This is a genomic window from Caulobacter flavus (assembly GCF_003722335.1).
GTDB lineage: Bacteria > Pseudomonadota > Alphaproteobacteria > Caulobacterales > Caulobacteraceae > Caulobacter > Caulobacter flavus.
In genome coordinates this window covers 3,331,887-3,355,582 of the sequence record NZ_CP026100.1, presented here as the reverse complement: position 1 = coordinate 3,355,582, position 23,696 = coordinate 3,331,887, and the positions used below count along the sequence as shown (strand labels likewise).

Genomic DNA, 23,696 nt, shown 5'->3' with positions numbered 1-23,696 from the left:
TCCGTTCGCGCGCCATCCAAGGGCGTGGTAGGACGGAGTCGCGATGACAAGAGACCCGCGCCCCGACCCAGGATCGCCCCCACGCAAGATCATCCACATCGACATGGACGCCTTCTTCGCGTCGGTCGAGCAGCGCGATGATCCGGCCTTGCGCGGCCGTCCCCTGGCCGTTGGCCATGGGGCGCGACGCGGCGTGGTGGCGGCCGCCAGCTACGAGGCGCGCAAGTTCGGGGTGCGATCGGCCATGCCCTCGACCACCGCCCTGCGCCTGTGTCCGCAACTGGTCTTCACCCCGCCAAGGTTCGAGGTCTACAAGGCCGTGTCGCGCCAGATCCACGCGATCTTCGCCGACTATGCCGACGCCATCGAGCCGCTGTCGCTGGACGAGGCTTATCTGGATGTCACCGCCAACCGCGCGGGCCTGTCCACCGCCAGCGACACCGCCCGCGAGATCCGCGCCCGGATTCTCGCCGAAACCGGCCTGACGGCCTCTGCGGGGATTTCCTACAACAAGTTCCTGGCCAAGCTGGCTTCGGACCAGAACAAGCCCAACGGCCAGTTCGTGGTCGCGCCGGGCAAGGGCGAAGCCTTTGTCGCCGGCCTGCCGGTGGGCCGTTTCCACGGCGTGGGCGCGGTCACCGAGGCCAAGATGCGCAAGCTGGGAATCGAGACGGGCGATGACCTTCGCCGCCAGTCGATGGCGTTCCTGGCCCAGCATTTCGGCAAGTCCGGGCCGTGGTTCCACGGCATCGCGCGGGGCGAGGACCACCGCCCCGTCAATCCCGACCGGGTGCGCAAATCGTCGGGCAGCGAGACGACGTTCGAGACCGACCTGACCGACCCGGCGGCCATCACCGCCGAGGTCGAGGCGCTGGCCGACAAGGTCCATGGCTGGTGCCAGCGCGCCCAGGCGTTTGGGCGCACGGTGACGGTGAAGGTCAAATATGCCGACTTCCAGCAGGCCACCCGCAGCCGCTCGGCCAGCGGCGCCGTGACCGATCCGGCGGCCCTGCGGCGCATGGCCCGCGATCTGGTGTCTAGCGTCCTGCCCGCGCGCCTCGGCATCCGGCTCCTGGGCGTGACCGTCTCCAATTTCGAGGCCGTCAGCACCGCCGCCGCCGAACAACCGGCGCTGCTCGCCTAGCCACCCACCCTCGCCTGCTCTAGGTTGACGACATGCCCCCTCGCCTGCGCCCGATCCCCCGTCTGCTCACCCCTGCCGGATGGACGGGCCTGGCCGCGTTGGCGGCCCTGGCCGTGGCGGCGGCGTTGCTGCTGATCTTGTGCTAGCCTCAAACAGAACCCCCTGGGCGCGCCTCAGCGCGCCCAGAACACGTGCACCGCGTCATGGGCGGTCTCCAGCGTGAAGACCTCCCCGCCCGCCACCGCGTCGCGGGCCATGGCCTCGTAGTCGATGTAGAGGCGCAAGGCCTCAGGGAACTCGACCGTCTCCTCGGTCAGCGCCTGGAAGCAGTCGGCCAGGGACGCATATTCCCCTCGATACTGATCCTCCAGGGCCTCGGCCGCCGCATCGAGCTCACCGCCCAGGTGCTCCAGCACCAAGGCCCCCAGCCGCCCCTGGGCGCGGACGAACCCGGCGATGGCGGCCACCCGCTCCAGGCCGGCGAACTCGCCGACCTCAACCCCGCCAAAGCCCTCATGGTCATGAATGGCCCATTCCTCCGCTCCCGGCTCGGGCGAGGCGGCCAGCATCGCGGCGACGGCGGCGTGCAGGGCCTGGGCATCCTCGTCCACGGCGATCCAGGCGCCATGCAGGCGCCCGGCGTTATAGGCCGCAAGGCAGGCGACATAGACGCGGGGCTCAAGGGTTTCAGCGGCTTGTCCCATGGTCCTCATCCTTGAAGGCAGGGGTTCGATCACTCGAACCCTTGCCCCTCGGCGAGAGCGGGGGTGCAAGCGGAGGCGCCGGCTTCGCGGGGGCCCGGCTGCAGGACGGCCAAGGGCCGGCCGAAGCTGGGCGGAAGCCGGTCCGAAGCGCGCTGGGGGCGGAGCCCTAAGGCCACGGGGCGCGCAGCGCCCAAACACCAAGGGCCGCGTCAGCGGCGCATGATGCCTGCCCCCTAGGCGCACGCCCTCCTCAGGTTAGATGGATTTCTCCAATGCTCGGCCTATCAGCGAAGCATGGAAGACCGCTCCCCTGCCCCAGGTCTCCTCGGCCAAGCCCGCGAACAGCCGATCGAATCGTCGGCGATGGGTGGTTGTCGGACGACGGAAGATGCTCACCACTCGCTTTTATTCCGACCGCGCGCGACCTTGGGCGGCTTGGGGCCCGTCCGTGGCGGCGCGCACTCGCGCGCGACACGCCTCACCGCTGCCGCCGCGCCGCCCAGGGTTAAGTTGGAAGGCCCATTCTCACCGTAGAGCCTGATTTCCGGCGCCTCGGCGATCTCGTCGGAAAGATCTGCGGTCAGTGGCAACGTGCCGGTCAAGCTGTTTCGGGTTACCGGGCCATGCACGACAAAACGCGTCTCGGTGTCAGAGGCCGGATAGTAGAGGATCAGGTGAATACCGCTATTACGGGCCTCTTGGGTCCAATCGCCGGGACCGCCTTCGCCTGGGAAATACTCGAAAAACAATTCGTGGCGCGTCGGAACGCAACGTATGCGGAAAAGGATATCCCCTACCTTGCCGAGTTCCGCCGCTGGACCCCGATGGGCGGCGGCTGGCACGTAGCGCCATTCGTCCCAAACCGCCGCCTGTCCCTTGTTCGCGCTGGTCAGCGACAAAGCAGCGATGGTGAAAACTGCTAGGCGCGTCGATGACACTTATTCACCTTTCTGTCCCGTTAGAAATCGTGGAGAGTCTTGTCGCTTTGAAACTGTCGCCCACTACCGAAGGTCTGACTAGGGTCGGGTGCGGTCGTCAGCGTGGACGCGGATTGCAGACACGCTGCGTCGTGTGTCCGGAGCGGCGCCAATTCCCGCTCCCGACCCATTGCTGACGCTTGGGGGCTGGTTGGCTAACTTCTACAGTCTGTATTCGACACCACGGATCTCACCACCCGTTCGCTTGGCAAGAAGGCCGCGAATACCATCTGCTCTGCAGCGAGCCAGGATCTCATCGGACCACATCCAATTGATGAAATCATAGTCCCAGAAAGAATTAACCTCTCTGTCCAGATCCACAAAATAAGCACCCTCCACGAACTCTAAATATCTAAAAAATTCTCCAGCAAGATTATCATCGTAAATTCTTATAGTGGTTCTGTGGATATCTATTGCTGATAGAATTCGTTGAGGGATAATCATATAACAATCTACCCATCCGTTCTTCGTGAGAACCATCTCTCGCCGCCACGAAATTGAATCGGAGTCAAATTCTTGCAGTATCAGAAACAGCTTCTCCGATACAAAGGCGGGACCTTGGCCAATAAGATAAATATCTGCCAATCGTTCTTTGTTGCCGCGAAATTTTAAAACGCATGGCGGCAGATCGGAAAAATCAACGCCGCGCATCAATCGGCTCGCCGCCCTGGGCAGTCGTTTTATCTCAGGCTGATTTTCCCATAGAAACTCTGGCTTAGAGTATTCATAATTAGTCCAAATCGAGTAAAATCTTTCTCTGCCGCCTTCAACGAAGGTAGATTTGGGAAATGTTACATCTCCACCGGGCGGCAGCGATTTAATCATTTCCTGGATAGTTTTTTTCACAATCATCTCACGAACAAATTCAGCCAGTTTGCAGATATATTCTAGTTGGCGGGCGCGCCCCGTCCGCCCCTGAATTCATGCGCGCGCGTTTTCGTCTAGACCACACTAAAACGCGCGAATGTCGCTCAACCACCCTTAGCAGACGGCAAGATCGGCTGTTCGGGGGCCGGGCCGAGGCGGACGCCGGCGGAGGCGGCGGGCGGACAATGCGCCGACGATATGCACCCGCTAAGCTAAGGGGATGATGCCTGATTTCGCCGACGGCCTGCGCAACGTCGGCCGCATGGCTGCGCCCTGGGTTCCCGGCGAAGCCGATGGCGGGGCGGCGCGCTGGACCGCCATCGTTCATAGGGCAAGACCGCCGCGCCGCCTCCCCGCCGATGGAGGCCTTAGCCCATGCCGAACGCCGAGGCCGCTTAAGCGGCCCGACCTTTGCGCCCGCGCACAAACACCCGATCGGTGGCCATGAACCGCTCCAACATACGAGTGGCGAGCTTGGCCGGCTCGCCCGGCTTGCCTCCCGTCAGCGTGGCCAGCATCTGGGCATAGGCCACCAGGTCGCGATGGACGCTGGCCGGGAGGTCCAGCGTCACCTTCACCGGCGTGTCGTCCTCCAGCGCGCCCAGCTTCAGCTTGCCGCTCATGGCGTCTTCCTTTCATCGACATAGGGTTCGAGCACGAGATCACGGGTCAGGAGCACCCGCAGCGGCGCGCCAGGCCGGATGGTCAGGGCGGGAGCCAGATCCAGCGAGCGGCCCACGACCTGTCGCCCCGCGCTGCTGGCGGTGTCGGCGCCGGCGCGGCGCAGGGCGCGCGCAAGATCGGATTCCTCGCTTGATGATCCGACCTCGGTCCCTATCGCAAGCAGGGTTGAAAGTCCGGCCGCGGCCAGGATCTGGCGGCCATGACGATCGACGCCGTCCTGCAGGCCGGCCATGCCCTGCTCGTCCGCGCCCGGCAGCTTGTCCAGCACGATCGAGCGGCCCGACGGCAGGATCAGCCGCGTCCAGGTGACGGCCAGTCGGCTTTGGCCGGCCTTCGCGCCGGCCTCGTACTCCCCGATCATTCGGGCGCCGGCCGGGATCAGCCGCACGCCGCCGCCCAGGCTGTCGAAGACGTCCTGGGTCACCTGGGCGATGGCCAGGCCCGAGACGTCCGAGCGCAGGCCCGTGACCAGGGCGGCGGGAATGACCGCGCCGGCCTGGAGGATGTAGGGCGAGGCCGGCGGCTGCAGGCGTTCGACGCTGGTGATGCGCACGTCCGATGCTGGCCCGCTCCCCCCTGCCCGCTCGGCGTTCGCGGCGACATCCACCGCCGCGCTGGCCGCGCGGACGGCGGCGGTCGCGAAGAGGCCGCTGGCGATCGCCGCCTGGCGGGCCTCGCGCCGCGCCTGCGCCGCCGGGTCGGGCGCGGCAACCATGGCCGTGGGGGCCGCCCCCGCCGGCGCCGTCGGCGAAGCGGCGATGGGCGCCTGCACCTCGCGATCCCGTTGCGCCGCCAGGATCGGACGGCCAAGATCGCCCGGCAGCGGGGGCCCCAGGACCGGGACGCCGGCCTCGCCTTCGTAGCCGCGCGGCAAGGCGCTGACCGCTTCGGGCGGCTGGGACGGGGTGACGGCTTGTTCGACCGGCGCGGCCCTGCGCCGCTCCATCAACGACCAGCCCAGCGCACCGGCCACGCCCAGGGCCAGCACGGCGCCGACCACCGCCAGCGCCTTACGCGAGACCCGGGCGACCGGCCCAGGCGACGTCGACAGGCGAAGGGTCTTGGCGATCTTGGTTTCGGCCTCGTCGCGATCCTGGCTCATGGCGCGGCTTCCTGGGTGACATATTGGGGGGCCGGCAGGCGGATCAGACGCACGGCGCGAGCGCGGCGCTTGGCTCCCAGGCGCAGCTCGGCGAGGTCGAACAACCGCTCGGTGACCAGGCGTTCGTCCTCGACGCGGTAGTTGATCAGCTCGGCGGTCTTGCCGTCGGGACCGATCCGGTAGAGCGGCGGCAGGTCCGATAGCGACAGGCCTGGCCCGAACTCGAGATAGACGCTCTGCCCATCGTCGAAGACCCGGACCGGACGCCAGCGCGGATGGTCGCCTTCGATCCGATAGCCCAGATTAATCCGCCGCGGCGCGGCCTTGGCGAGGCTGGCCGGCGAAGCCGCGTTGACCGGCTCGATGCTCGGAGCGGGCAAGGCCGCGGACGGGTAGGTCCAGGCCACCTGCGAGAGCCACGTCCGAGCCGAGGCGCGCAGCTCCAGGTGATAGGTGCGCCGGTCGGTATTGATGATCAGGTTGGTGGCCAGCCCTATCGCCGTCGGCTTGATCATCACGTGGACGCGGCGCGTCGCGCCCTGGCCGCTCACCGTATCGCCGATGATCCAGCGGACGGTGTCGCCGGCCGCGATCGGCCCAGCCCCGACCAGGGCCTCACCAGGCTCCAGGACGATGTCGGTTATCCGGCCCGGCGTGGCGATGACCGGATAGACGGCCTCGTCGGCATAGGCGAAGCGCTTGGCGCCGGCCGGGACCTGGAGGCCGCCCGCCTCCGCGGCCAGGCCGAGATTGGGGACGAGCGCGATCGTCGCCAGCAGAGCCTGGGCGCGGGTCATGCCCCGTACTCCTTGGACCAGGAGATGGCGGAGATGTAGACGCCCAGCGGATTGGCCCGCAGGGCCTCGGCGGTGCGCGGCGGCTTGATCGCCAGGGTGAGGATCCCGGTCCAGCGCTCGGTGGCGGCCAGCTGGCCGTCGGCGTAGCGCTTCTCGATCCAGGCGACCTGGAAGCTGCCGGGCGTGGCGCGCACCACGCTGGTGACGGTCACGGTGACCTGGGCCTTGCCGATCTGGGCGAACGGGTCGCTTCGGCGGGCGTAGTCGGACAGCGCAGCAGCCCCCGAGGCGTCGGTGAAGTCGTAGGCCCGTAGCCAGGCCTGACGCATGACCACCGGGTCGGCCGAGATGGCGCGCACATCGGCGACGAAACGCGCCAAGGTCCAGGCGATCATCGGGTCGGTTGGCCGCGCGCCCTGCACGGCCGGAGCGGCCACGCGCGGCTCGCCCTGGCGATCGACCTCCACCACCCAGGGCGTGACCGAACCGCGCGTCGCCAGCCAGGCCAGGCTTCCACAGAGCACCGTGTTGGCCGCCAGCAGGCCCAGGGCGGCCAGGCGCCAGTTGGCGGCTTGAACGCGGGCCGAGCCGATGCGCTCGTCCCAGGCCTGGCCGGCCCGCTGGTAGGGTGTTTCCGGCGCAGGGGTCGCGCCATAGCGCGCCGCGCCCTTGAACGGGTTCATCTACTCCTCCTTCAGGCTGGGGGCGGCGTCGCCGCCGGAGTGGCCGCCGCCATCGGCGGCGTGGGCGGCGATCTCCGCGCCGCGCACCAGGGCGTTGCGATCGGCCAGGTCCCGGGCCCAGGCCGGAGCCACAGGAGCGCCCGAGCCGCCCTCCCCGCCACCGCCGTCGTCGTCGCTGGCCTTGGGCGGCGGCATCGCAAAGCCCGCCCTGCCGCCACCGCTATTGTCGCCGGGCGTAGGCGGACCGGGCGGACCCGAGGGCCCGCCACCGGAGGGCGGCGCAGGCCCGCCGCTTGGAGGCGGCAAACGACCGCCGCCAGCGCCAGCGGCCCCGGCAGCGCCGCCGCCCATGCCGCCAAAGCTCACGCCCGAGGCCGCGCCGGCCGCCATCTGGGCCGCGCCGGCCGCGGCCATGGCCATGCCGCCGACGACCATGCCCGTGCCGACGGCCGCGCCCACGCCTAACTGCGGCGCGCCGGAGACCAGACCCGAGGCGATCCCGGGACCGAAGATCGACAGGCCCAGCATGGTGAGCGCCGCCAGGGCCATGGCCAGGACCTCTTCCAGGGTCGGCTGGCCGGAGGCGGCGCTGGTGAACTGAGAGAAAAGGGTCGAGCCGATGCCCACGATCACCGCCAGCACCATGACCTTGACGCCCGAGGCCATGACATTGCCCAGGACCTTCTCGGCCAGAAAGGCGGTGCGTCCGAAAAGGCCGAACGGCACGAGCACGAAGCCGCACAGGCTGACGAGCTTGAACTCGATCAAGACCACGAAGATCTGCACGGCGATGATGAAGAACGAGACGATCACCAGGATCGCCACGATCAGAAGGATCAGGATCTGGACGATGTTCTCGAAAAAGCCGGGGAAGCCGCCCAGGTCGCTGGCCGCCTGCAGGATGGGCTTGCAGGCCTCGACGCCCAGGGCCGCCAGTTTGCCCGGCCGCAGGAAGTCCTCGGCCGAGGTCCCCACCCCGCCCGCCTTCAGGCCAAGGCCCGAAAAGCTCTTCAGCACGATCCCCGTCAAGGTGTGGAAGTTGCCGATCAGGAAGGCGAAGAAGCCGACATAGAGCGTCTTCTTGACGAGGCGAGCGATGATGTCCTCGCCATGCGCCCAGGCCCAGAACAGAGCCGCCAGGGTGACGTCGATGGCCACCAGGGTCGTGGAGAGAAACGCCACCTCCCCGCCCAGCAGCCCAAAGCCGCTGTCGATGTAGCGACCATAGACGTCGAAGAAGCGGTCGATGACGCCGGTGTCGTTCAAGGCCGCGCCTCCCCAAAAAAGCGGGCGCGGGCGTCCGCCCACGCCGCCCGACAGGCCGGATCGCCGGCGGCGGCCTCGCCAAGGTCGCGGCAGCGCGCCAGGGCCGCGTCGCCTTGGACCCGCTCGACGGCGGCCGGCGCGGCGACCGGCGCTGGGCGGCCATGGAGGGTGACGACCACGGCGCCGATCAGGATCCAGGCGCCCGCCGAAAGAGCGATCGCCCACCTCATTGCGAGCCCGTCCCCATGAACCTGGCAAAGCGCGCCTTGGCGTCGGCGCGCGCGGCGGCTTGCCCCGCGGCCTCCAGCGCCTGGGCCCGGCCTTGAGCGGCTGACAGCGCGATCAGGTCGGCGAGCATCTGCGACTGCAGGGCCAGCAGCTGGTTTCCGGCCTGGGCGGCCTGCAGCCCGCCGACCGCGCCTTGGCTGGCCCCGACCAGGGCGGTGAGTTGGTCGCGGCTGGCGCGTAGCCCCTCGACGACGCCGGCCTGGAGCTTCAGGGCGTCCTGGAACCCGGCCATGGCCGTGGTCCAGCGTGCGTCGGCGCGGGCCGTCAGGGCCGCATCGGTGGCTGACAGCGAGGCGGCGCCATAGTTGGCGGTGAAGGCCTGCTGGATCGATGCGACGTCGTAGGCCAGGGCCTGGGCCTGCCCCAAAAGCTCACGGGTCCGGTCGACCTGGGCCTGCAGGGTCGCCAGAGTCGAGTACGGCAGGCTGGCCAGGGTCTTGGCCTGACCCAGCAGCATCTGGGCCTGGTTCTGCAGCGAGCTGATCTGGTTGTTGATGGTCTGCAGGGCGCGGGCGGCCTGCAGGACGTTCTGGGCGTAGTTGGTCGGATCGAAGACGACGATCCGCGCCTGCGCCGGCAGCGGCGCCAACGCCAGGCCGCAGGCCGCAGGCGCGGCCAGGAGCGCCGCCGCCAGGCGGCGTCGGGAAAGGATCATGACAGGCTCTCCGGTGAGGAAGGGGAAGCGCCCGCCGCCCCCGAAGTCAGAAGATCCGCCGCCCAAGGCAGGCCGCGCAGCCGCAGCCAGGCGGCGGCGAACCCCTCACGCCCGGCGGCCTCCAGCACCGCGCCGATCGCGGTCTGGTCGGCCTTGGACGAGGCGGCGCAAAAGGCCAGGGCCACCGGTCCAAGGCCAAGGTCGAAGAGACGATCGCCGGCCCGCGATTGCAGGTAGTAGTCGCGGGTGGGCGTGGCCCGGGCGAGGATCTCGATCTGGCGGTCGTTGAGCCCGAACCGGCCATAGGCGGCCGCCCCCTGCGGCTCCAGGGCGCGAGGATTGGGCAGGAAGATGCGGGTCGGGCAGCTCTCGATGATCGAAGCGGCGATGGGGCTCTCGACCACGTCGGCCAGCGACTGGGTGGCGAAGACCACCGAGGCGTTCTTCTTCCGCAGGGTCTTGAGCCATTCGCGCAACTGCGCGCCGAAGGCCGGGTCGTCGAGCGCCAGCCAGCCCTCGTCGATCAGGATCAGGGTGGGCCGGCCATCGAGCCGCCGGCCGATCCGATGGAAGAGGTAGGCCAGGACAGCTGGGGCGGCGGCGCTACGCGCCAGGCCCTCGGTCTCGAACACCTGGACGTCGGCGCCGCCCAGGCTCTCGCCGGCCCCGTCGAGCAGCCTCCCGAACGGACCGCCCAGAACAAAGGGAGCCAGCGCCGCCTTCAGGGCCTGGCTGGCCAGCAGCGCCACCAGGCCCGTCAGGGTGCGCTCGGTCGCCGGCGCGCTGGCCAGGCTCCCCAGCGCCGCCCACAGGTGGTCGCGGACGGCCGGCGTGATCTCCACACCCTCACGGCCCAGCACGGCGGCCAGCCAGCCGGCCGCCCAGGCCCGCTCGTCGACCTCGTCGATCCGGGCCAGCGGCTGGAGCGCGACCACCCCGCCCTCCCCCGACAGATCGTGGAAGTCGCCGCCCATGCCCAGCGCGGCGGCCCGGCTGGAGGCGCCGAAGTCGAAGGCGAAGACCTGGGCGCCGGCATAGCGGCGAAACTGCAGCGCCAGCAGCGCCAGCAGCACGCTCTTGCCCGCGCCCGTGGGTCCCACCACCAGGGTGTGGCCGACGTCGCCGACATGCAGGCTCAGACGAAAGGGCGTGGAGCCGGCGGTGCGCGCCAGGACCAGGGGCGGCCCGTCCAGATGGGCGTTACGCTCGGGCCCGGCCCAGACCGCCGACATCGGGGCGATATGGGCCAGGTTCAGGGTCGACAGCGGCGGCTGGCGGACGTTGGCGTAAGCGTGACCGGGAATGGTCCCGAGCCACGCCTCCACCGCGTTGACGCTCTCGCGGATGACGGTGAAGTCGCGCCCCTGGATGACCTTCTCGACCAAGGCCAGCTTGCTGTCGGCGACCTTTGGGTCTTCGTCCCAGACCACCAGGCTGACGGTGGCGTAGGCATAGGCCACCGCGTCGCCGCCCAGGTCCTGAAGGGCCAGGTCGGCTTCCAGCGCCTTGTTGGCCGCGTCGTTGTCGACCAGGGGCGACGGCTCCTGGGTCAACGCCTCGCGCAGGAGGACGAGGACGGACTTGCGCTTGGCGAACCACTGGCGACGGATCTTGCCCAGCAGGCCGACCGCGTCGGTCTTGTCCAGGCACAGCGCCCGTACGCACCAGCGATAGGCCAGGCCCAGCCGGTTGAGGTCGTCCAGCAGACCCGGTGTCGTGGACGGCGGGAACCCCGTCAGGGTCAGGACGCGTAGGTGAGCGCGCCCAAGCCTCGGCTCCAGCCCGCCGGCCAGCGGCTCGGTGGCCAGCAGGGCGTCCAGGTGCATCGGGGTCTGCGGCACAGCCACGCGTTGACGCGCCGTAGAGACCGCGCCATGCAGGAAGCTCAAGGTCTGGCCGTCATCGAGCCAGGCCACCTTTTGCATCAGCCCGTCGAGCAAGGCCACGAGACGGTCGGAGCGGTCGATGAAGCCGGCCAGCTCGGCGCGCCAGTCCAGCCGGCCGCCCGCCCGGCCCTCGACGAAGACCCCCTCGATGCGGCCGCGCCGATCGGCTGGCGGCAGGTAGGTCAGGGTCAGAAAATAGCGGCTCTCGAAGTGCTCGCCGCGCTCGATGAAGGCCGCCTTGCGCTCGGCCTCGACGAGGGCCGAGACCGGATCGGGAAAGACGCTGAGCGGATAGGCGCCGACCGGATCGCGGCGAGCCTCGACGAACAGCGCCCATCCCGAGCCCAGGCGGCGCAGCGCCCCGTTCATGCGCGCGGCGACGGCGGCGACCTCGGCATCGGTGGCCGAGTCCAGGTCCGGGCCACGATACTCGGCGGTGCGTTGGAAGCTGCCGTCCTTGTTGAGCACCACGCCCGGCGCGACCAGGGCCGCCCAGGGCAGGAAGTCGGAGAGGCGGGCGCGATGGCGGCGGTATTCGCGAAGGTCGAGCATGGCTCAGACCTCCAGGTGCGCGGGCAGACGGACGTGCCGGGCGCCGACGTCGAAGATCTGGGGGTCGCGGCGGGCGGCCCAGACGGCCAGGCCATGGCCCACCAACCAGACCAGAAGGCCTACCACCCAAAGCCGCAAGCCCACGCCCAGGGCCGCGGCCAAGGTGCCGTTGACCAGGGCGATCGCGCGCGGGGCGCCGGCCAGCAGCATCGGTTCGGCCAGGGCCCGGTGGACGGGCGCGGGCAGCCCCGTCGCGCGAACGCCGGCCATCAGACCAGCGCTCCGCCGCCGAAGCTGAAGAACGACAGGAAAAACGAGCTGGCCGCAAACGCGATCGAAAGACCGAAGACGATCTGGATCAGCTTGCGCGAGCCGCCGGAGGTCTCGCCGAACGCCAGGGTCAGGCCGGTTATGATGATGATGATCACCGCGATGATCTTGGCGACGGGGCCTTCGATGGACTCCAGGATCCGCTGAAGCGGCTCTTCCCAGGGCATGGAGGAGCCGGCGGCCCTGGCCGAGGTGGCGGCCACGAGGGCGGCGATGGCGACGGGGCCGGCGGCCCCGATGTGGCCCAGGGGATCGAGCATGAAACCCGACGACGGACGTGCGCGCAGGCGCGAGGGTTCTCGCGTGGACATCTTCAACAACTCCAGGGATTTAGGGGCGAAATCTCAGGCGGGGCTGAGCAGGTAGGCGCCGTCGGGGCCAAGGCCCTCCAAGCGCGCAAGGTCCGCCAGGCGGCGCTGTCGGCCCCGCCCCTGCAGGACCGCGATAAGGTCGATCGTCTGCGCGATCAGGCCGCGCGGCACGACGACCACCGCTTCCTGGATCAGTTGCTCCAAGCGCAGAAGCGCGCCCAGGGCCGAGCCGGCGTGCAAGGTCCCCACCCCGCCCGGATGGCCCGTGCCCCAGGCCTTGATCAGGTCCAGAGCCTCGGGCCCGCGCACCTCACCGATGATGATCCGGTCGGGCCGCAGCCGCAGGGACGAGCGCACCAGATCCGAAAGGCTGGCCACCCCTTCTCGGGTGCGCAGCGCCACCTGGTTGTCGGCCGCGCACCGCAGCTCCCGCAGGTCCTCGGCGATGATCACCCGGTCGCCCGAGCGCGCGACCTCGGCCAGGAGCGCATTGACCAGGGTGGTCTTGCCGCTGGAGGTGGCTCCCACGACCAGGATGTTGGCGCGGATGGCCACGGCGTCTCGCAGCACCCTGCCCTGATCCTCGCTCATCACCCCAGCGCGAACATAGTCGTCCAGGGAAAACACCAGGCTGGCGGGCTTGCGGATGGAGAAGGTCGGGGCGGCCACGATCGGCGGCAACAGACCCTCGATGCGCTCGCCGGTCCCCGGCAACTCGGCCGACAGCCGCGGCCGGCCGGCGTGGATCTCAGCGTCGACGTGGTGGGCCACCAGCCGCAGGATCCGCTCGGCGTCGGCTGCGCCCACCGACAGCTCCGCATCGACCAGCCCGACATCGAAGCGGTCGATCCACACCCGGCCGTCGGGATTGAGCATGACCTCGGCCACGCCCGGATCTTCCAGCCGCGCCAGGAGCAAGGGCCCCAGCGCCGTGCGCAGCATCTGGCGGCTGCGCTCGCGTCCAAGATCGGTTTCGGAAAGGTCCACGGCGGGTCCCCGTTGCTGACGGGGATGAGTAAGAAGACCCAGGTGCGGCCGATCTCAACAGCCAAATCGGCCCGTCGCATCCTGGCGTACAAAGACAGGGAAACGGCAGGTTCGCGCCACTGCGCACTTGGGATTGCAGGCGACAAGCACAGTTGTGCCTACCCAGATCAATTCGTGGGCCAAAAGCTTGAAGCGCGTTGTTGTCGTGGCGGCCTTCCGCCGCCTAAGTGGTTTTACGGCCTCGGGATGGCGCCGTCAGTCCACGTCGGCTCGCCTTCAGAGCGGCGGCGATGACAAGGTCGCGACCGGCATCATGCGCCGTGGAAAGATGCGCTGGTTTAGGCTGCAGCCACCGCGTAGCGACCGCGAGCGCCGGTCGAGCGGCCAGGCTCTTGGGCGATCTCGTCCGCGCCCGCCCGTATAACAAATGCTAAATATATGAAATAAAAGCACTTCTGTCGCCAACTCGCCTTAGGAACTTGCCGCCCGATCCACCGTTTCGCCAACCTCACAGGAAGGTGGTCAAGGTGAACCAGATGGCTCGCATGGTTCGATTTTCCATACGGCGCGAACAAGAGGGCTGGCGTTGGGAAACCTATGACGACCGTGGCGCGCGCCGGACCGGGGGCGTCGTCGCCACCAAGGCGATCGCCGCAGCGCTGGTCATTCGTGACACGTGCGCGGCCCAGGCGCCGTCAACGGCGGCGGACACGACCGTCGAGGCCGAAGCCGCCTGACCATGCGCGTCCTGGAAACCTCCACCTATCGGGGCCCGCACCTCTACAGCCGTCGGCCGATGATCCGTATCCAGCTGGATCTTCAAGCCCTGGAAGACTGGCCAACCCAGCGCCTGCCGGGCTTCACCGATCATCTCCTGGCGGCATTGCCAGGCCTCCAGGCTCATGGATGCTGTTTCAAGACGCCGGGCGGCTTTGTGCGACGATTGCGCGAGGGCACCTGGCTTGGCCATGTCATCGAGCACGTCGCCCTGGAACTGCAATGCATGGCCGGCGAGCGAACTGGACGGGGCAAGACACGGTCGGTCAAGGACCGCCCAGGCGTGTACAACATCCTCTACGTCTACGAAGGAGAACGGTTGGGGCGCGCGGCGGGTCGAGCGGCCGTTGCACTGGTCGACAGCCTCCTGCCTCGACGCCTGCAAGGCGTCGAGGGCCTGGAGCTGGTCGCGCCCGCCCTCGCTGGCATGGTCGAGAAGCCGTTCGACTTGAACGGCTCGATCACCGCTCTACGCGACATCGCCGCCGGCGAGCGCCTGGGCCCGACCACCCGGTCCCTGGTGCAGGAAGCGCGGCGTCGCGGCATTCCAGCTATCCGCCTCGACGAGCACAGCCTGGTCCAGCTGGGCCATGGAGCCCGCCGCAAGCTCATCCGCGCCAGCATAACGAGCCAGACCTCGCAGATCGCCGTGCAGACCGCTGGCGACAAGGGCCAGACGAAAGCGGTCCTGAGCGCGGTCGGTGCGCCCGCGCCCCGGGGCGCGGTCGTGCGAACGGCCGACCAAGCCGTGGCCGAGGCCGCTCGCATCCGGGGGCCGGTGGTGGTCAAACCGCTCGATGGCAATCACGGACGAGGCGTGAGCGTCGGGCTCAAGACCGAAGAGCAGGTGCGCTGGGGCTTCGACCAGGCGATCCGTCATAGCCGACGCGTCGTCGTCGAAGAGCAGTATCACGGTCGCGATTACCGCATCCTGGTGATCGGCGGCGAGGTCGTGGCTGTCGCCGAACGCGTTCCGGCGCAGGTGGTCGGGGACGGATCTTCGACGGTTCAGGACCTCATAGATCGGGTCAATGCCGATCCGCGCCGGGGCATAGGCCACGAGCAGGTCATGACCCGCATCCAGGTCGACGAGCATGTCCGGGAGAGACTGGAACGGGCGGGCCTGACTGTCGACTCTCGCCCGCCTTCCGGTCAGATCGTGCAGCTACGCGCCACCGCCAACCTGTCGACCGGCGGCACGGCGATCGACCGCACCGACGAGATCCATCCCGACAACGCCAGCATCGCCCGGCGGGCGGCGCTCACGGTGGGATTGGATGTGGCCGGGATAGACTTTGTGGCGCCCGACATCACGCGCTCGGTGCGCGAAACCGGCGGCGGCATCGTGGAGGTCAACGCCGCCCCGGGCTTTCGAATGCATCTGGAACCGTCCGAGGGGCGGCCGCGCGACGTCGCCCGGGCTGTGATCGCCAACCTTTACCCTCCCGGGGCGCGCAGTCGGATCCCCATCATCGCCGTCACAGGCACCAACGGCAAATCGACCGTCGGCCGAATGATCGCGGGCATTTTCGCCGAGCAGGGCCAGACAGTCGGCCTGACCAGCACCAGCGGGATCTATATCGGCGACGAGAAGGTGCTGGCCGCCGACGCCAGCGGGCCCAAGAGCGCTCGCATGGTGCTGCGCGATCCCACGGTCGAGGTGGCCGTCCTGGAGACCGCGCGTGGCGGCATGTTGCGCGAGGGCCTGGGTTTCGACAGATGCGACGTGGGTCTCGTGCTGAATGTCTCTGCCGACCATCTGGGTCTGGGCGGCGTGGAAACCATCGAGGATCTTGCCAAGGTCAAGTCGATCGTCGCCGAGGCGGTCGGGCGCCGCGGCGTCAGCGTATTGAACGGCGATGATCCGCTGACCTTGCGAATGGCGAGGCACGCCGGGGGCCGGATATGCTACTTCACGCTGGAAGGCGGGCCGGAAATGTCGCCCTTCCTGCAAAAGCACCTGGCTCAGGGCGGTTTGCTGGTCGCGCGCGAACCCTCGGTTCATGGCGGCGATCTGGTGATCCACGACGGTGGGCGTCGCTCGGTGGTGATGCGCGCTTGCGATATTCCCGCGACCCTGGGCGGCCTGGCCGAATTCAACGTCGCCAACGCCCTGGCTGCGATCGCGGCCGCTCATGCGCAAGGCGTCCCGCACGAGATCCTGGCGCGGGCGCTGGGGCGTTTCTCGTCGAGTCACGCCCAGAACCCCGGCCGCTTCAACGTTCATGACGACCATGGCTTCCGGGTGATCGTCGACTACGCGCACAACCCCGCCGCCTTGCGCGCGATGGGAGCGCTGGTCGCGCGCTTGAGGCCGCAGGCGGGCCGGGTGATCGGTGTCGTCAGCATCCCCGGCGACCGGCGCGACGCCGACATTCTCGAGATGGGCCAGATCGCCGCGGGCCTGTTCGACGAGCTGGTGTTTCGTGAACGGCCCGACGGCCGGGGCCGCCCGCCCGGCACGGTGGTGTCGCTGCTGACCAACGGCGCCTTGGCCGCGGGATTCCCGGCCGCGCGCCTGCACCGGATCCTCAGCGAAACCCAAGCTGTGGACGCGGCCCTGAAGATGGCCCGGCCGGGCGACCTTGTCTTGCTGTTCCCGACCGGCGTCGACGCCGTCTGGGACCAGGTGCGCAGATTTGAACCGCCTTCGCATCCGCCGGCGGACTGGGAAGCCGCCACGCACGACGAGGGGGTCGCTGGTGTCGCCTGACCAAAGACCTTGGGCCATCATCGTGCACGGCGGGGCCAAGACGATAGCCCCGCACCAGGAAGAAACTCACCGCGATGGCTGCCTTCAGGCGGTCGCGGTCGGACAGGCCATTCTCGAGGCGGGCGGCGCTGCGATCGACGCGGTCGAGGCCGCGATACGCGTGCTGGAGGACGGCCCGACCTTCAATGCCGGCTATGGCGCGGTGAGGAACGCCGACGGCGACGTCGAGTGCGACGCGGCGATCATGGATGGTCGCGACCTCTCCGTGGGCGCTGTGGCGGCGGTGCGCATCCTGCGCCACCCGATTTCGGTCGCCGCGGCCATGCTGCCGGAGATGCCCGTGCTGCTCGTCGCCGAGGGCGCCGAACGCTTCGCTCGCGAGCGATGCGCCGAACTCTGCGGTCCGGGCGAGCTGGCGGTCGAGCGTCCCGACGATCCCGGCTGCGACACGGTAGGCTGCGTGGCGTTCGACGAGCGGGGCGATCTGGCGGCCGGGACCTCCACCGGCGGGCTCCGCGGCGCCCGCGCGGGCCGCGTCGGCGACTCTCCCCTGCCCGGCTGCGGACTCTACGCCGACAACCAGGTCGGCGCCGTATCGCTATCGGGCGACGGCGAGAGCCTGATCCGCGCCACACTCGCCTCGCGCCTCATGCGCGGCCTAGAGCAGATGGAACCGGACCAAGCCATGGCCGACGCCCTGGTCCATCTGGCGCGGATCGGCGGCGAAGCCGGCCTGATCGCCATCGACGCCGAAGGCCGCATCGGCTGGGGGCACAGCAGCCCCCAGTTCGCCGTCGCCCATGCCCGCCGCGGCCATCCGGCCGCAGCCTTCATACAGCGCTCTGACGACGGGCCAGGAGCATTTGAATGAGCAAAGAGCCGGCACGACACGGGCCTCTGATCATCATCGGCGGCCACGAGGACAAGGAAGGCGACAAGATCATCCTCAAGGCCGTGGCCGAGCGGGTGAACGGCGGGCGGCTGGTGCTGGCCACCATCGCCTCGCGAGAACCCGAGGGCTATTTGGACTCGTATCGCAAAGCGTTCGCGCCTTTGGGTGTGACCGATCTCGTCGAACTCTATGTCGAGGATCGCGCCGAGACCCACGACGAAGCCAAGCTGGCGGTGCTCGACGGCGCGGCGGGCGTGTTCTTCTCGGGCGGTGATCAGCTGCGCATCAGCAGCCAGATCGGCGACACGCCGATCGAAGCGCGCATCCGGGAGATCTGGCGCGCCGGCGGCCTTCTGGCGGGCACCTCGGCGGGCGCCTCGGTGATGAGCGACACCATGATGGTCCGCGGCCCCAGCGACGAAACTCACCGCATCGGCGACCTGGACCTCGCCCCGGGACTGGGCTTGGTGCGGGACATGATCATCGACCAGCATTTCGCCGAGCGGGGCCGCATCGGGCGCCTGCTGGGCGCGGTGGCCCAGAGCCCGCGCGTGCTCGGCGTGGGCGTCGATGAGGACACGGCCGTCGTCGTGGAGGGCGACGCCTTCACGGTGATCGGCAGCGGAGCGGTCTATGTCATCGACGCCGAAAGCGTCACCGCTTCCAACATCACCGAGGCCCGGACAAACGACACCCTGTCGATGTTCGACGTACGGATGCACGTCCTCGCCAGCGGGGACGGCCTGGACCTCACGACGCGACGACCGACGGGCCCTTCGGTCAGCCGGGCCGGGTGATCACCGCCCCGACCGCGGCGATGCGCTCGACATCGACATAGGCCTCGCGTCGCAATTCGCCGGAAAAGATGTCCGGATCCAATTCGCGGTAGCGCAGGTCCAGGCCGGCGGCGTCGACAGCCGCCGCCAGGGCGTGCTGAAAGGCGTCCACGCCGCCATCGAGGATGGCGCTGCCGGTATAGAGGATGAACCGCCCGCCAGGCGCCAAGCGGTGCATGCCGGCGATCGCCCAATCCAGCGACAGCCGCGCGCCGTGCATGTCGCCGCCGTCCTTGTAGGTCCGTCCCGATGCACCGGCGACATAAGGCGGATTGGCAAGGATCAGGTCCAGCGCTTGCGGCGCGTGGTCAAGCCCGGCCGCCTCATGCACCGCCGCCTCGACGCCCGCGTGGGCTGCATTGATCCTGGCCAGGGCCAGCGCCTTGGGGTTCACGTCGGACAGATGCACCTTCGCGCCAGGAGCATAACGCTGGGCCACCAGCCCGCCCACGCCCGCGCCGGCGCCCACGTCCAGCAGGGTCTCAACCTTCGCGCTCGTCGACAGTTCAGCGGCGATGAGATCGGCGAAGCGATAGCTGTCGGGTCCCAGAAAGACCGCGTCGGACGCGGTCGCTGGGAAGGCCGAATGCAGGAACAGCCGCCCGTGGACTCGCGAAACCCTCACTGCGCTGCGCCAGCCTTCGGGCCCTTCCAGCAGAACGCCGCTTCGTTTCAGGGCGTCCTGCATGACCGGCTCGAGATCGGCCAGGTCAAACGGGCGACTCCAGCCGAAGACGTCGCGCAGGCTCGCTGGTCCTGACATCGGCCGCTGGGCCATACGACGGCAGGTGGACGGCGTTGGAACGACGAAGTCGTAGGCCCTAGCGTCAAGCATTTGCAGCAGTTCGGCGAGCGCGTCGGCGTTCATGGCCTTCCCCGTGTTGGCTCCGGCTAACGAACGATCTGGTTGGGCGTTCCGGGCGCCGTGCACGGCCCGTCCGCAAGGACAGGCATGCCAAAGGATGCGGGGTGAACGCTGGGTGCAGGCTCGCGCCAGGCCGACCCGCAAACCTGAATTGCCGCCCTTGAGAAGCAAAAGTTGCTCTACGGAACAAGCCAAGGAGCAGCCGGTTGAGACGAGCTAGTTCCTTTGGGAAATCAGGCCCATGCGCGAAACCGACAAAGCCCAACTTCACCTCGCGCGCGAGGCGTCATGCCGCTGATCCTGCTCGCCCGCTGGCTTTTCTCGCTACTGTCCCTGGCGATCCTGGCGGCGGCCAGCTACCTGCTGTGGTCCTGGTGGAATGGCGCCGTCGTCATCGACGCTCAGGGCCTGGCCCACCGGCTGCGTGAGCCTTGGCGGCTTTGGACCGGGCTTGGCCTGCTCGCCTGGTCGCTCCTGGGGCGCTGGCCGACGACCTGGATCCTTACCAAGCCCGACACCGAACGCACGCGCCCCGTGCGGGAACGATCCCATATGATCCAGAGCCCGACCGGTTCGCGTCTGTATGTGGAAGTTCACGGCCCGACCGACGCGCCGCCCGTGATCCTCACCCACGGCTGGGGATTGGACAGCACCATCTGGTTTGTCCTGCGCCGCCATCTTGAGAGACGCTTCAAAGTCATCGTCTGGGACCTGCCCGGCCTTGGCCGCTCGCGTGCGGCGAGCGGCCAAGCGGTCGATCTTTCCCATTTCGCCAGAGATCTCCAAGCCGTGCTGGCTCTGGCTGACGGCCGGCCTGCGGTGCTGGTCGGTCACAGCATCGGCGGCATGACCATCCAGACGCTGGCGCGTGACTGGTCCGAGCTCTCGGACACGGTCGCCGGCGTGGTGCTGGTCAACACCACCTACACCAACCCGCTTCGCACCATGGCCCTCGGCAGCCTGGCCCAGGCCCTGCGCCTGCCGCTTCTGGAGCCTATGCTGCGACTGACGATCTGGCTGCAGCCGCTGGCCTGGCTATCGGCCTGGCAGAGCTATCTCAGCGGTGCGGCCCACATGGCCAACCGGATCGGCTTTTCCCGGCATGTCACCCGCAGCCAGCTGGAGCACACCACCCTGCTGGCCACCCGCAACTCGCCAGCGGCCTCTGCGCGCGGCAACCTTGCCATGTTCGGCTGGGACGCGGACGGCGCCTTGCAGGCCGTCGGCCGACAAACGCTGATCCTGGCCGGCGACCAGGATCTCGTCACCAAATGCGAAGCCAGCCAGGCCCTGGCCGAGGCCACGCCCGGCGCTCGACTTGAGATCGTCGCAAAGGCCAACCACATGGGCTTCCTGGAGCGCGCCGAGCGCTATACTCCGATGATCGAAGGCTTCTGCGACAGCGTCCTCTTCCCGCGGGCGAGCAGCCAGCGCGCGCCAACCCCGACCCAGGCCTGACGACGGCGCGAGACGAAAACGCAAGGGCGATCCGCAGGGCCTACGTCAATGTCAGACGTCGAGCAGCCTTGGGATCTCGGGCGCGATCTCCCGCGCCAGGAAACCAAGGACGCCGACCCGTTCGGCCAAGCGCCGTCCGGCCTCCCCGTGCAGATAGACGCCCCAGGCCGCCGCCTCGAACGGATCAGCGCCGCGCGCCAGCAGGCCGGCGATCACGCCGGCGAGCACGTCGCCAGAGCCTGAGACCCCCAGCCCCGGGCCGCCGCCCGCATAACGCGCCAGCCGCCCGTCCGGCGCGGCGATCACCGTGCGCGCGCCCTTCAGGACAACCACGCTCGAACAGCGCGCGGACGCCTGGATGGCCGCGCCGATCGGATCAGCCTCGATGTGACGCCTGTCCTTCTCCAGGAGCCTGGCCATCTCGCCCGCGTGCGGCGTCAGCACGCGCGTTTCCGAGCCCGGGCAATCGGCCGCGACCAGACCGCCGGCGTCGAGCACCAGCGGCGCGCGCACGCGCTGGCACAGATCCTTCGCCAGCGCCTCAAGGTCGGCTTCCATTCCAGGCCCGATCAGCACCGCGTCGGCCTCGCCGGCGGCCTGGACGAGCGCGTCATCGGCTTGGCCGTTCTGCGGGAGACCAAGCACGCGCGCCTCCGGCACGACCAGGCTCGTCGCGGCCATCGCTTGGGCCGGCGCGGTCATCTGCAGCTTTCCAGCGCCGGCGCGCAGGGCCGCCTCGGCCGCCAGGCGCGCGGCTCCAAGAAGTTCCACCCCGCCACCGACCACCAGCACCCTGCCCCGCGCCTCCTTGCCGCCGTCTCCGGGATGCGGGAGCCGATGGTCGCGAACCCATCCGGCGTCGATCTGGATCATCTGGCTCATCGGGCGGCGACGTTGGCGTCGGGGGCGGCGGTGACCGTCGCCTCGCCTTCAAGCGGCGCGGTGAAGTTGTAGCGCGCCAGCCGAAGACCCCCGTCCGCGCCGCAACCTGGGTCGAAGCGGTATTCCGTGACGCCGCAATTGGCGATATCGGCCTGACGGTCGATCTCCAGGATCTGCTCCTCCGTCAGGCTTTCCAGGAGATAGCGCAGGCAAAGCACCACGACCTGGTGGGCGACGATGAGAACGCGATCGCCGCCGTGGTGCAGGCTGATGGTGTCGAGCAGGCTGCGCAGGCGCAGGATGACGTCGCACCAGCTCTCCCCGCCTGGCGGGCGGTGATAGAACTTGCCCAGAAGCCGGCGAAACTCGGCCTGTTCGGGAAACTGCGCCTCTATCCCGAGCCGGGTCAGGCGGTCCAAGACGCCGAATTCCTTTTCGCGCAGGCGCTCGTCGATGCAGAACCGATGGTCGGACCGCTCCAGGCCGCCGGACGCCCTGATCGCCTGGCTCGTCTCCACCGCGCGCCGATAGGGCGAAGCCATCAGCGTCCTGGGCCGCTGGCCTGCCGGCATCGCCGCGAACCACCCTCCCAAGGCCCGGGCTTGCTCATGGCCAAGATCGCTAAGCGGCACGTCCATGTCGCGATCGGCGATGTCGATGCGGCCAAGACCGGCCGCATCGGCCGCGTCACGCGCCACATTGCCGGCGCTCTGGCCATGGCGGACGATCCAGAGGACGGCGGGCCAACGTTGTTCCATCCCCCAACAACACCTCAGTCGCGGGGCGGTTCGCCAACGGGTGGCGGGGCTCGAACGGCGAACGGCCGGCTGAGGAAGCCAGAGCCCGCCAGGCCAAAGCGCCAGGGCCGGTCGCGCGCCTTGCTGATGCCGATCCTTGGCCCGACGAGGATCTCTCCGCCCACCCGGGAAGGGAGCAGCTCGAAGGGAGCCTCGCCGATCGGCAGGCCATTGTGGGCGCCGTCCACCCCCAACGCCTGGCAGAGCCGACCAGGCCCGGCCGCCAGCCGCCGCATATCGCTCATGCCTCGCCGCTCGATCATCGCGTCGATCCCGGCCAGGGGTTCCAAAGCGCGCAACAGCACCGCGCCGCCCGGCCGGGGGACCACAGACGATGTTGAGACACCAGTGAAGGCCGTATGAGCGGTAGACGTAGGCCCGGGCCGGCGGGCCGAACATCACCGCATTGCGCGTCGTCTGGCCCGTAAAGCTGTGCGAGGCCTCATCGTCAAGGTCGTAGGCCTCGGTCTCGACGATCCGCCCGCCGACGCCCTCTACCGTGAGCATCGCTCCGATCAAGGTCCGCGCCACGATGCTCGGGGGCTGGAGGAAGTCGATCACGCGCCGTGGTCCTTGTCTCGCCCGAGGGTCTCGCCCGATGGCGAGCGGGTAAACAGCGACAGGCGCAAGGCGGCCTGGTCGGACATTCTCTGTTCACGCCGCGCTCGAGGCCTCAAGGCCCTCGGCCTGGAACCGTGGAGGAAACAGAAAGCGACCCGCACGCTGGCCGTCGCGCAGGCGTATTTCCAGAACGACAGGTTCGCCCGCATCGGCCAGGCGTTCGGCCAGGCGCCGCGCGGCGACTTCGGCGCGGGCGCCGGTGGAGAAATAGACCGGGTTTTCGCTGAGGCAGGTGCTGAGCGCCCACACCGGGCCGACAGGTTCTACGCGGATAAGACTTGGCACGGTCAAGGTTCGAGCAATGACACGACGAGGGAATGACGAGCGGCCCCTCCGGGCCGCTCGTCCGCCCCAACTCATGGGGCCCTGGCGCGGTCGAGACGACTGAGCGCGGCAAGCACCTCGCTCAGCGGAACCGGCGCGGGGGTCCCCAGGAGCCATCTCTTGGTGGGCTCTCCTTCGACCGCGCTAGCGTCGGAGGCCCAGGCCGCGAGGATCTCCCGCTTGGAGACAAGCGTCAGATCCTCGTCCTTGATCACCTCCAGCGGATGAAGGAAACCCACGGCGGGGCGCAGGCGTGGCGCTTGGCCCCTCAACACCTCGATCTGCATGGCCGCCTCCT

The 23,696-nt window shown here is 68.9% G+C and carries 25 protein-coding genes and 1 pseudogene; 6 read left to right on the top strand and 20 right to left on the bottom strand.

What is annotated here, in order from left to right; all coding sequences use genetic code 11:
* The first annotated feature begins 43 nt into the window (after nt 1-43).
* Nucleotides 44-1,144 carry a DNA polymerase IV gene (dinB, locus tag C1707_RS15500; protein WP_101712196.1) on the top strand — a complete coding sequence of 367 codons (1,101 nt, stop codon included), beginning with the start codon at nt 44-46 and terminating at the stop codon, nt 1,142-1,144.
* Between the two features lie 173 nt (nt 1,145-1,317).
* Here dinB and C1707_RS15495 read toward each other — a convergent pair whose 3' ends face one another.
* From C1707_RS15495 to trbB, 14 genes are all read right to left on the bottom strand, one after another.
* Nucleotides 1,318-1,848 carry an antirestriction protein ArdA gene (locus C1707_RS15495; RefSeq protein WP_101712255.1) on the bottom strand — a complete coding sequence of 177 codons (531 nt, stop codon included), beginning with the start codon at nt 1,846-1,848 and terminating at the stop codon, nt 1,318-1,320.
* Nucleotides 1,849-2,240: 392 nt separating this feature from the next.
* Entirely contained in the window at nt 2,241-2,786 is a 546-nt protein-coding gene (locus tag C1707_RS26195; RefSeq protein WP_145998328.1) for a hypothetical protein, read from the bottom strand.
* 201 nt (nt 2,787-2,987) lie between these two features.
* Nucleotides 2,988-3,677 carry an imm11 family protein gene (locus C1707_RS26190; RefSeq protein ID WP_145998326.1) on the bottom strand — a complete coding sequence of 230 codons (690 nt, stop codon included), beginning with the start codon at nt 3,675-3,677 and terminating at the stop codon, nt 2,988-2,990.
* Between the two features lie 410 nt (nt 3,678-4,087).
* Entirely contained in the window at nt 4,088-4,315 is a 228-nt protein-coding gene (locus tag C1707_RS15490; RefSeq protein ID WP_101712195.1) for a DUF2274 domain-containing protein, read from the bottom strand.
* Complete coding sequence (locus C1707_RS15485; protein WP_101712194.1) at nt 4,312-5,478, bottom strand: TraB/TrbI/VirB10 family type IV secretion system protein; 1,167 nt, start codon at nt 5,476-5,478, stop codon at nt 4,312-4,314. Before C1707_RS15485 ends, C1707_RS15490 begins: the two co-directional genes overlap by 4 nt.
* The gene (gene trbG / locus C1707_RS15480) at nt 5,475-6,275 is read right to left on the bottom strand and encodes a P-type conjugative transfer protein TrbG (protein WP_101712193.1); all 801 of its coding nucleotides are present in this window, start codon (nt 6,273-6,275) and stop codon (nt 5,475-5,477) included. The genes C1707_RS15485 and trbG overlap by 4 nt, the downstream gene beginning before the upstream one ends.
* Nucleotides 6,272-6,958: a conjugal transfer protein TrbF gene (trbF, locus tag C1707_RS15475; RefSeq protein WP_101712192.1), complete on the bottom strand. Its 687-nt coding sequence runs from the start codon at nt 6,956-6,958 to the stop codon at nt 6,272-6,274. Before trbF ends, trbG begins: the two co-directional genes overlap by 4 nt.
* Nucleotides 6,959-8,224 (bottom strand): P-type conjugative transfer protein TrbL, encoded by a 1,266-nt coding sequence (gene trbL, locus C1707_RS15470; RefSeq protein WP_101712191.1) that lies wholly within the window; start codon nt 8,222-8,224, stop codon nt 6,959-6,961.
* A complete protein-coding gene (trbK-alt, locus tag C1707_RS15465; RefSeq protein ID WP_101712190.1) occupies nt 8,221-8,454 on the bottom strand; it encodes a putative entry exclusion protein TrbK-alt in 234 nt (77 codons plus the stop codon). Before trbK-alt ends, trbL begins: the two co-directional genes overlap by 4 nt.
* On the bottom strand, nt 8,451-9,167 hold the full coding sequence (gene trbJ, locus C1707_RS15460; protein WP_101712189.1) for a P-type conjugative transfer protein TrbJ: 717 nt from the start codon (nt 9,165-9,167) through the stop codon (nt 8,451-8,453). Before trbJ ends, trbK-alt begins: the two co-directional genes overlap by 4 nt.
* On the bottom strand, nt 9,164-11,605 hold the full coding sequence (gene trbE, locus C1707_RS15455) for a conjugal transfer protein TrbE (protein WP_101712188.1): 2,442 nt from the start codon (nt 11,603-11,605) through the stop codon (nt 9,164-9,166). Before trbE ends, trbJ begins: the two co-directional genes overlap by 4 nt.
* A 3-nt stretch (nt 11,606-11,608) precedes the next feature.
* Nucleotides 11,609-11,875: a VirB3 family type IV secretion system protein gene (locus C1707_RS15450; RefSeq protein WP_101712187.1), complete on the bottom strand. Its 267-nt coding sequence runs from the start codon at nt 11,873-11,875 to the stop codon at nt 11,609-11,611.
* Nucleotides 11,875-12,246, bottom strand: coding sequence for a TrbC/VirB2 family protein (locus tag C1707_RS15445; protein ID WP_167482912.1), 372 nt, complete (start codon nt 12,244-12,246; stop codon nt 11,875-11,877). Before C1707_RS15445 ends, C1707_RS15450 begins: the two co-directional genes overlap by 1 nt.
* A gap of 33 nt (nt 12,247-12,279) precedes the next feature.
* A complete protein-coding gene (gene trbB, locus C1707_RS15440) occupies nt 12,280-13,188 on the bottom strand; it encodes a P-type conjugative transfer ATPase TrbB (protein WP_101712185.1) in 909 nt (302 codons plus the stop codon).
* Nucleotides 13,189-13,760: 572 nt separating this feature from the next.
* Between trbB and C1707_RS15435 the strand changes: the two genes are divergently transcribed.
* The 4 genes from C1707_RS15435 to C1707_RS15420 are packed head-to-tail and all read left to right on the top strand — an operon-like array spanning nt 13,761 to nt 18,412.
* Nucleotides 13,761-13,970 carry a hypothetical protein gene (locus tag C1707_RS15435; RefSeq protein WP_145998324.1) on the top strand — a complete coding sequence of 70 codons (210 nt, stop codon included), beginning with the start codon at nt 13,761-13,763 and terminating at the stop codon, nt 13,968-13,970.
* A 2-nt stretch (nt 13,971-13,972) separates the two neighbouring features.
* Nucleotides 13,973-16,723 (top strand): cyanophycin synthetase, encoded by a 2,751-nt coding sequence (gene cphA / locus C1707_RS15430; protein ID WP_101712183.1) that lies wholly within the window; start codon nt 13,973-13,975, stop codon nt 16,721-16,723.
* Complete coding sequence (locus C1707_RS15425; protein WP_101712182.1) at nt 16,713-17,594, top strand: isoaspartyl peptidase/L-asparaginase family protein; 882 nt, start codon at nt 16,713-16,715, stop codon at nt 17,592-17,594. Before cphA ends, C1707_RS15425 begins: the two co-directional genes overlap by 11 nt.
* On the top strand, nt 17,591-18,412 hold the full coding sequence (locus tag C1707_RS15420; RefSeq protein WP_101712181.1) for a cyanophycinase: 822 nt from the start codon (nt 17,591-17,593) through the stop codon (nt 18,410-18,412). Before C1707_RS15425 ends, C1707_RS15420 begins: the two co-directional genes overlap by 4 nt.
* On the opposite strand, the gene C1707_RS15415 is transcribed toward C1707_RS15420, so the two are convergent.
* Complete coding sequence (locus C1707_RS15415) at nt 18,396-19,319, bottom strand: methyltransferase (RefSeq protein WP_101712180.1); 924 nt, start codon at nt 19,317-19,319, stop codon at nt 18,396-18,398. The two genes, C1707_RS15420 and C1707_RS15415, sit on opposite strands and share 17 nt — an antisense overlap.
* 285 nt (nt 19,320-19,604) lie before the next feature.
* On the opposite strand from C1707_RS15415, the gene C1707_RS15410 reads away from it, so the two are divergent.
* Complete coding sequence (locus C1707_RS15410) at nt 19,605-20,774, top strand: alpha/beta fold hydrolase (protein WP_101712179.1); 1,170 nt, start codon at nt 19,605-19,607, stop codon at nt 20,772-20,774.
* Between the two features lie 51 nt (nt 20,775-20,825).
* Here C1707_RS15410 and C1707_RS15405 read toward each other — a convergent pair whose 3' ends face one another.
* The 5 genes and pseudogenes from C1707_RS15405 to C1707_RS15385 all read right to left on the bottom strand — a co-directional run bounded on the left by C1707_RS15405 (nt 20,826) and on the right by C1707_RS15385 (nt 23,685).
* The gene (locus C1707_RS15405; protein WP_205686763.1) at nt 20,826-21,647 is read right to left on the bottom strand and encodes an NAD(P)H-hydrate dehydratase; all 822 of its coding nucleotides are present in this window, start codon (nt 21,645-21,647) and stop codon (nt 20,826-20,828) included.
* 5 nt (nt 21,648-21,652) lie between these two features.
* Entirely contained in the window at nt 21,653-22,414 is a 762-nt protein-coding gene (locus C1707_RS15400; protein WP_101712177.1) for a histidine phosphatase family protein, read from the bottom strand.
* A 14-nt stretch (nt 22,415-22,428) separates the two neighbouring features.
* Nucleotides 22,429-22,960: pseudogene (locus tag C1707_RS15395) on the bottom strand (DNA-3-methyladenine glycosylase).
* A gap of 147 nt (nt 22,961-23,107) precedes the next feature.
* Nucleotides 23,108-23,323 (bottom strand): hypothetical protein, encoded by a 216-nt coding sequence (locus C1707_RS15390; protein WP_240633716.1) that lies wholly within the window; start codon nt 23,321-23,323, stop codon nt 23,108-23,110.
* 107 nt (nt 23,324-23,430) lie between these two features.
* Complete coding sequence (locus C1707_RS15385; protein ID WP_101712176.1) at nt 23,431-23,685, bottom strand: hypothetical protein; 255 nt, start codon at nt 23,683-23,685, stop codon at nt 23,431-23,433.
* Nucleotides 23,686-23,696 lie beyond the last annotated feature (11 nt).

Excerpts from the sequence above, each read along its gene's own strand:
- trbB (WP_101712185.1), bottom strand. The coding sequence starts at position 13,188 with ATGCTGCGCACGGCGCTGGGGCCCTTGCTCCTGGCGCGGCTGGAAGAT.
- C1707_RS15490 (WP_101712195.1), bottom strand. The coding sequence starts at position 4,315 with ATGAGCGGCAAGCTGAAGCTGGGCGCGCTGGAGGACGACACGCCGGTG.
- C1707_RS15400 (WP_101712177.1), bottom strand. The coding sequence starts at position 22,414 with ATGGAACAACGTTGGCCCGCCGTCCTCTGGATCGTCCGCCATGGCCAG.
- C1707_RS15385 (WP_101712176.1), bottom strand. The coding sequence starts at position 23,685 with ATGCAGATCGAGGTGTTGAGGGGCCAAGCGCCACGCCTGCGCCCCGCC.
- trbG (WP_101712193.1), bottom strand. The coding sequence starts at position 6,275 with ATGACCCGCGCCCAGGCTCTGCTGGCGACGATCGCGCTCGTCCCCAAT.
- C1707_RS15485 (WP_101712194.1), bottom strand. The coding sequence starts at position 5,478 with ATGAGCCAGGATCGCGACGAGGCCGAAACCAAGATCGCCAAGACCCTT.
- trbE (WP_101712188.1), bottom strand. The coding sequence starts at position 11,605 with ATGCTCGACCTTCGCGAATACCGCCGCCATCGCGCCCGCCTCTCCGAC.
- C1707_RS26190 (WP_145998326.1), bottom strand. The coding sequence starts at position 3,677 with ATGATTGTGAAAAAAACTATCCAGGAAATGATTAAATCGCTGCCGCCC.
- C1707_RS15405 (WP_205686763.1), bottom strand. The coding sequence starts at position 21,647 with ATGATCCAGATCGACGCCGGATGGGTTCGCGACCATCGGCTCCCGCAT.
- C1707_RS15415 (WP_101712180.1), bottom strand. The coding sequence starts at position 19,319 with ATGAACGCCGACGCGCTCGCCGAACTGCTGCAAATGCTTGACGCTAGG.
- dinB (WP_101712196.1), top strand. The coding sequence starts at position 44 with ATGACAAGAGACCCGCGCCCCGACCCAGGATCGCCCCCACGCAAGATC.
- C1707_RS15450 (WP_101712187.1), bottom strand. The coding sequence starts at position 11,875 with ATGGCCGGCGTTCGCGCGACGGGGCTGCCCGCGCCCGTCCACCGGGCC.
- trbK-alt (WP_101712190.1), bottom strand. The coding sequence starts at position 8,454 with ATGAGGTGGGCGATCGCTCTTTCGGCGGGCGCCTGGATCCTGATCGGC.
- C1707_RS15410 (WP_101712179.1), top strand. The coding sequence starts at position 19,605 with ATGCCGCTGATCCTGCTCGCCCGCTGGCTTTTCTCGCTACTGTCCCTG.
- C1707_RS15420 (WP_101712181.1), top strand. The coding sequence starts at position 17,591 with ATGAGCAAAGAGCCGGCACGACACGGGCCTCTGATCATCATCGGCGGC.
- C1707_RS15495 (WP_101712255.1), bottom strand. The coding sequence starts at position 1,848 with ATGGGACAAGCCGCTGAAACCCTTGAGCCCCGCGTCTATGTCGCCTGC.
- cphA (WP_101712183.1), top strand. The coding sequence starts at position 13,973 with ATGCGCGTCCTGGAAACCTCCACCTATCGGGGCCCGCACCTCTACAGC.
- trbF (WP_101712192.1), bottom strand. The coding sequence starts at position 6,958 with ATGAACCCGTTCAAGGGCGCGGCGCGCTATGGCGCGACCCCTGCGCCG.
- C1707_RS15445 (WP_167482912.1), bottom strand. The coding sequence starts at position 12,246 with ATGTCCACGCGAGAACCCTCGCGCCTGCGCGCACGTCCGTCGTCGGGT.
- trbJ (WP_101712189.1), bottom strand. The coding sequence starts at position 9,167 with ATGATCCTTTCCCGACGCCGCCTGGCGGCGGCGCTCCTGGCCGCGCCT.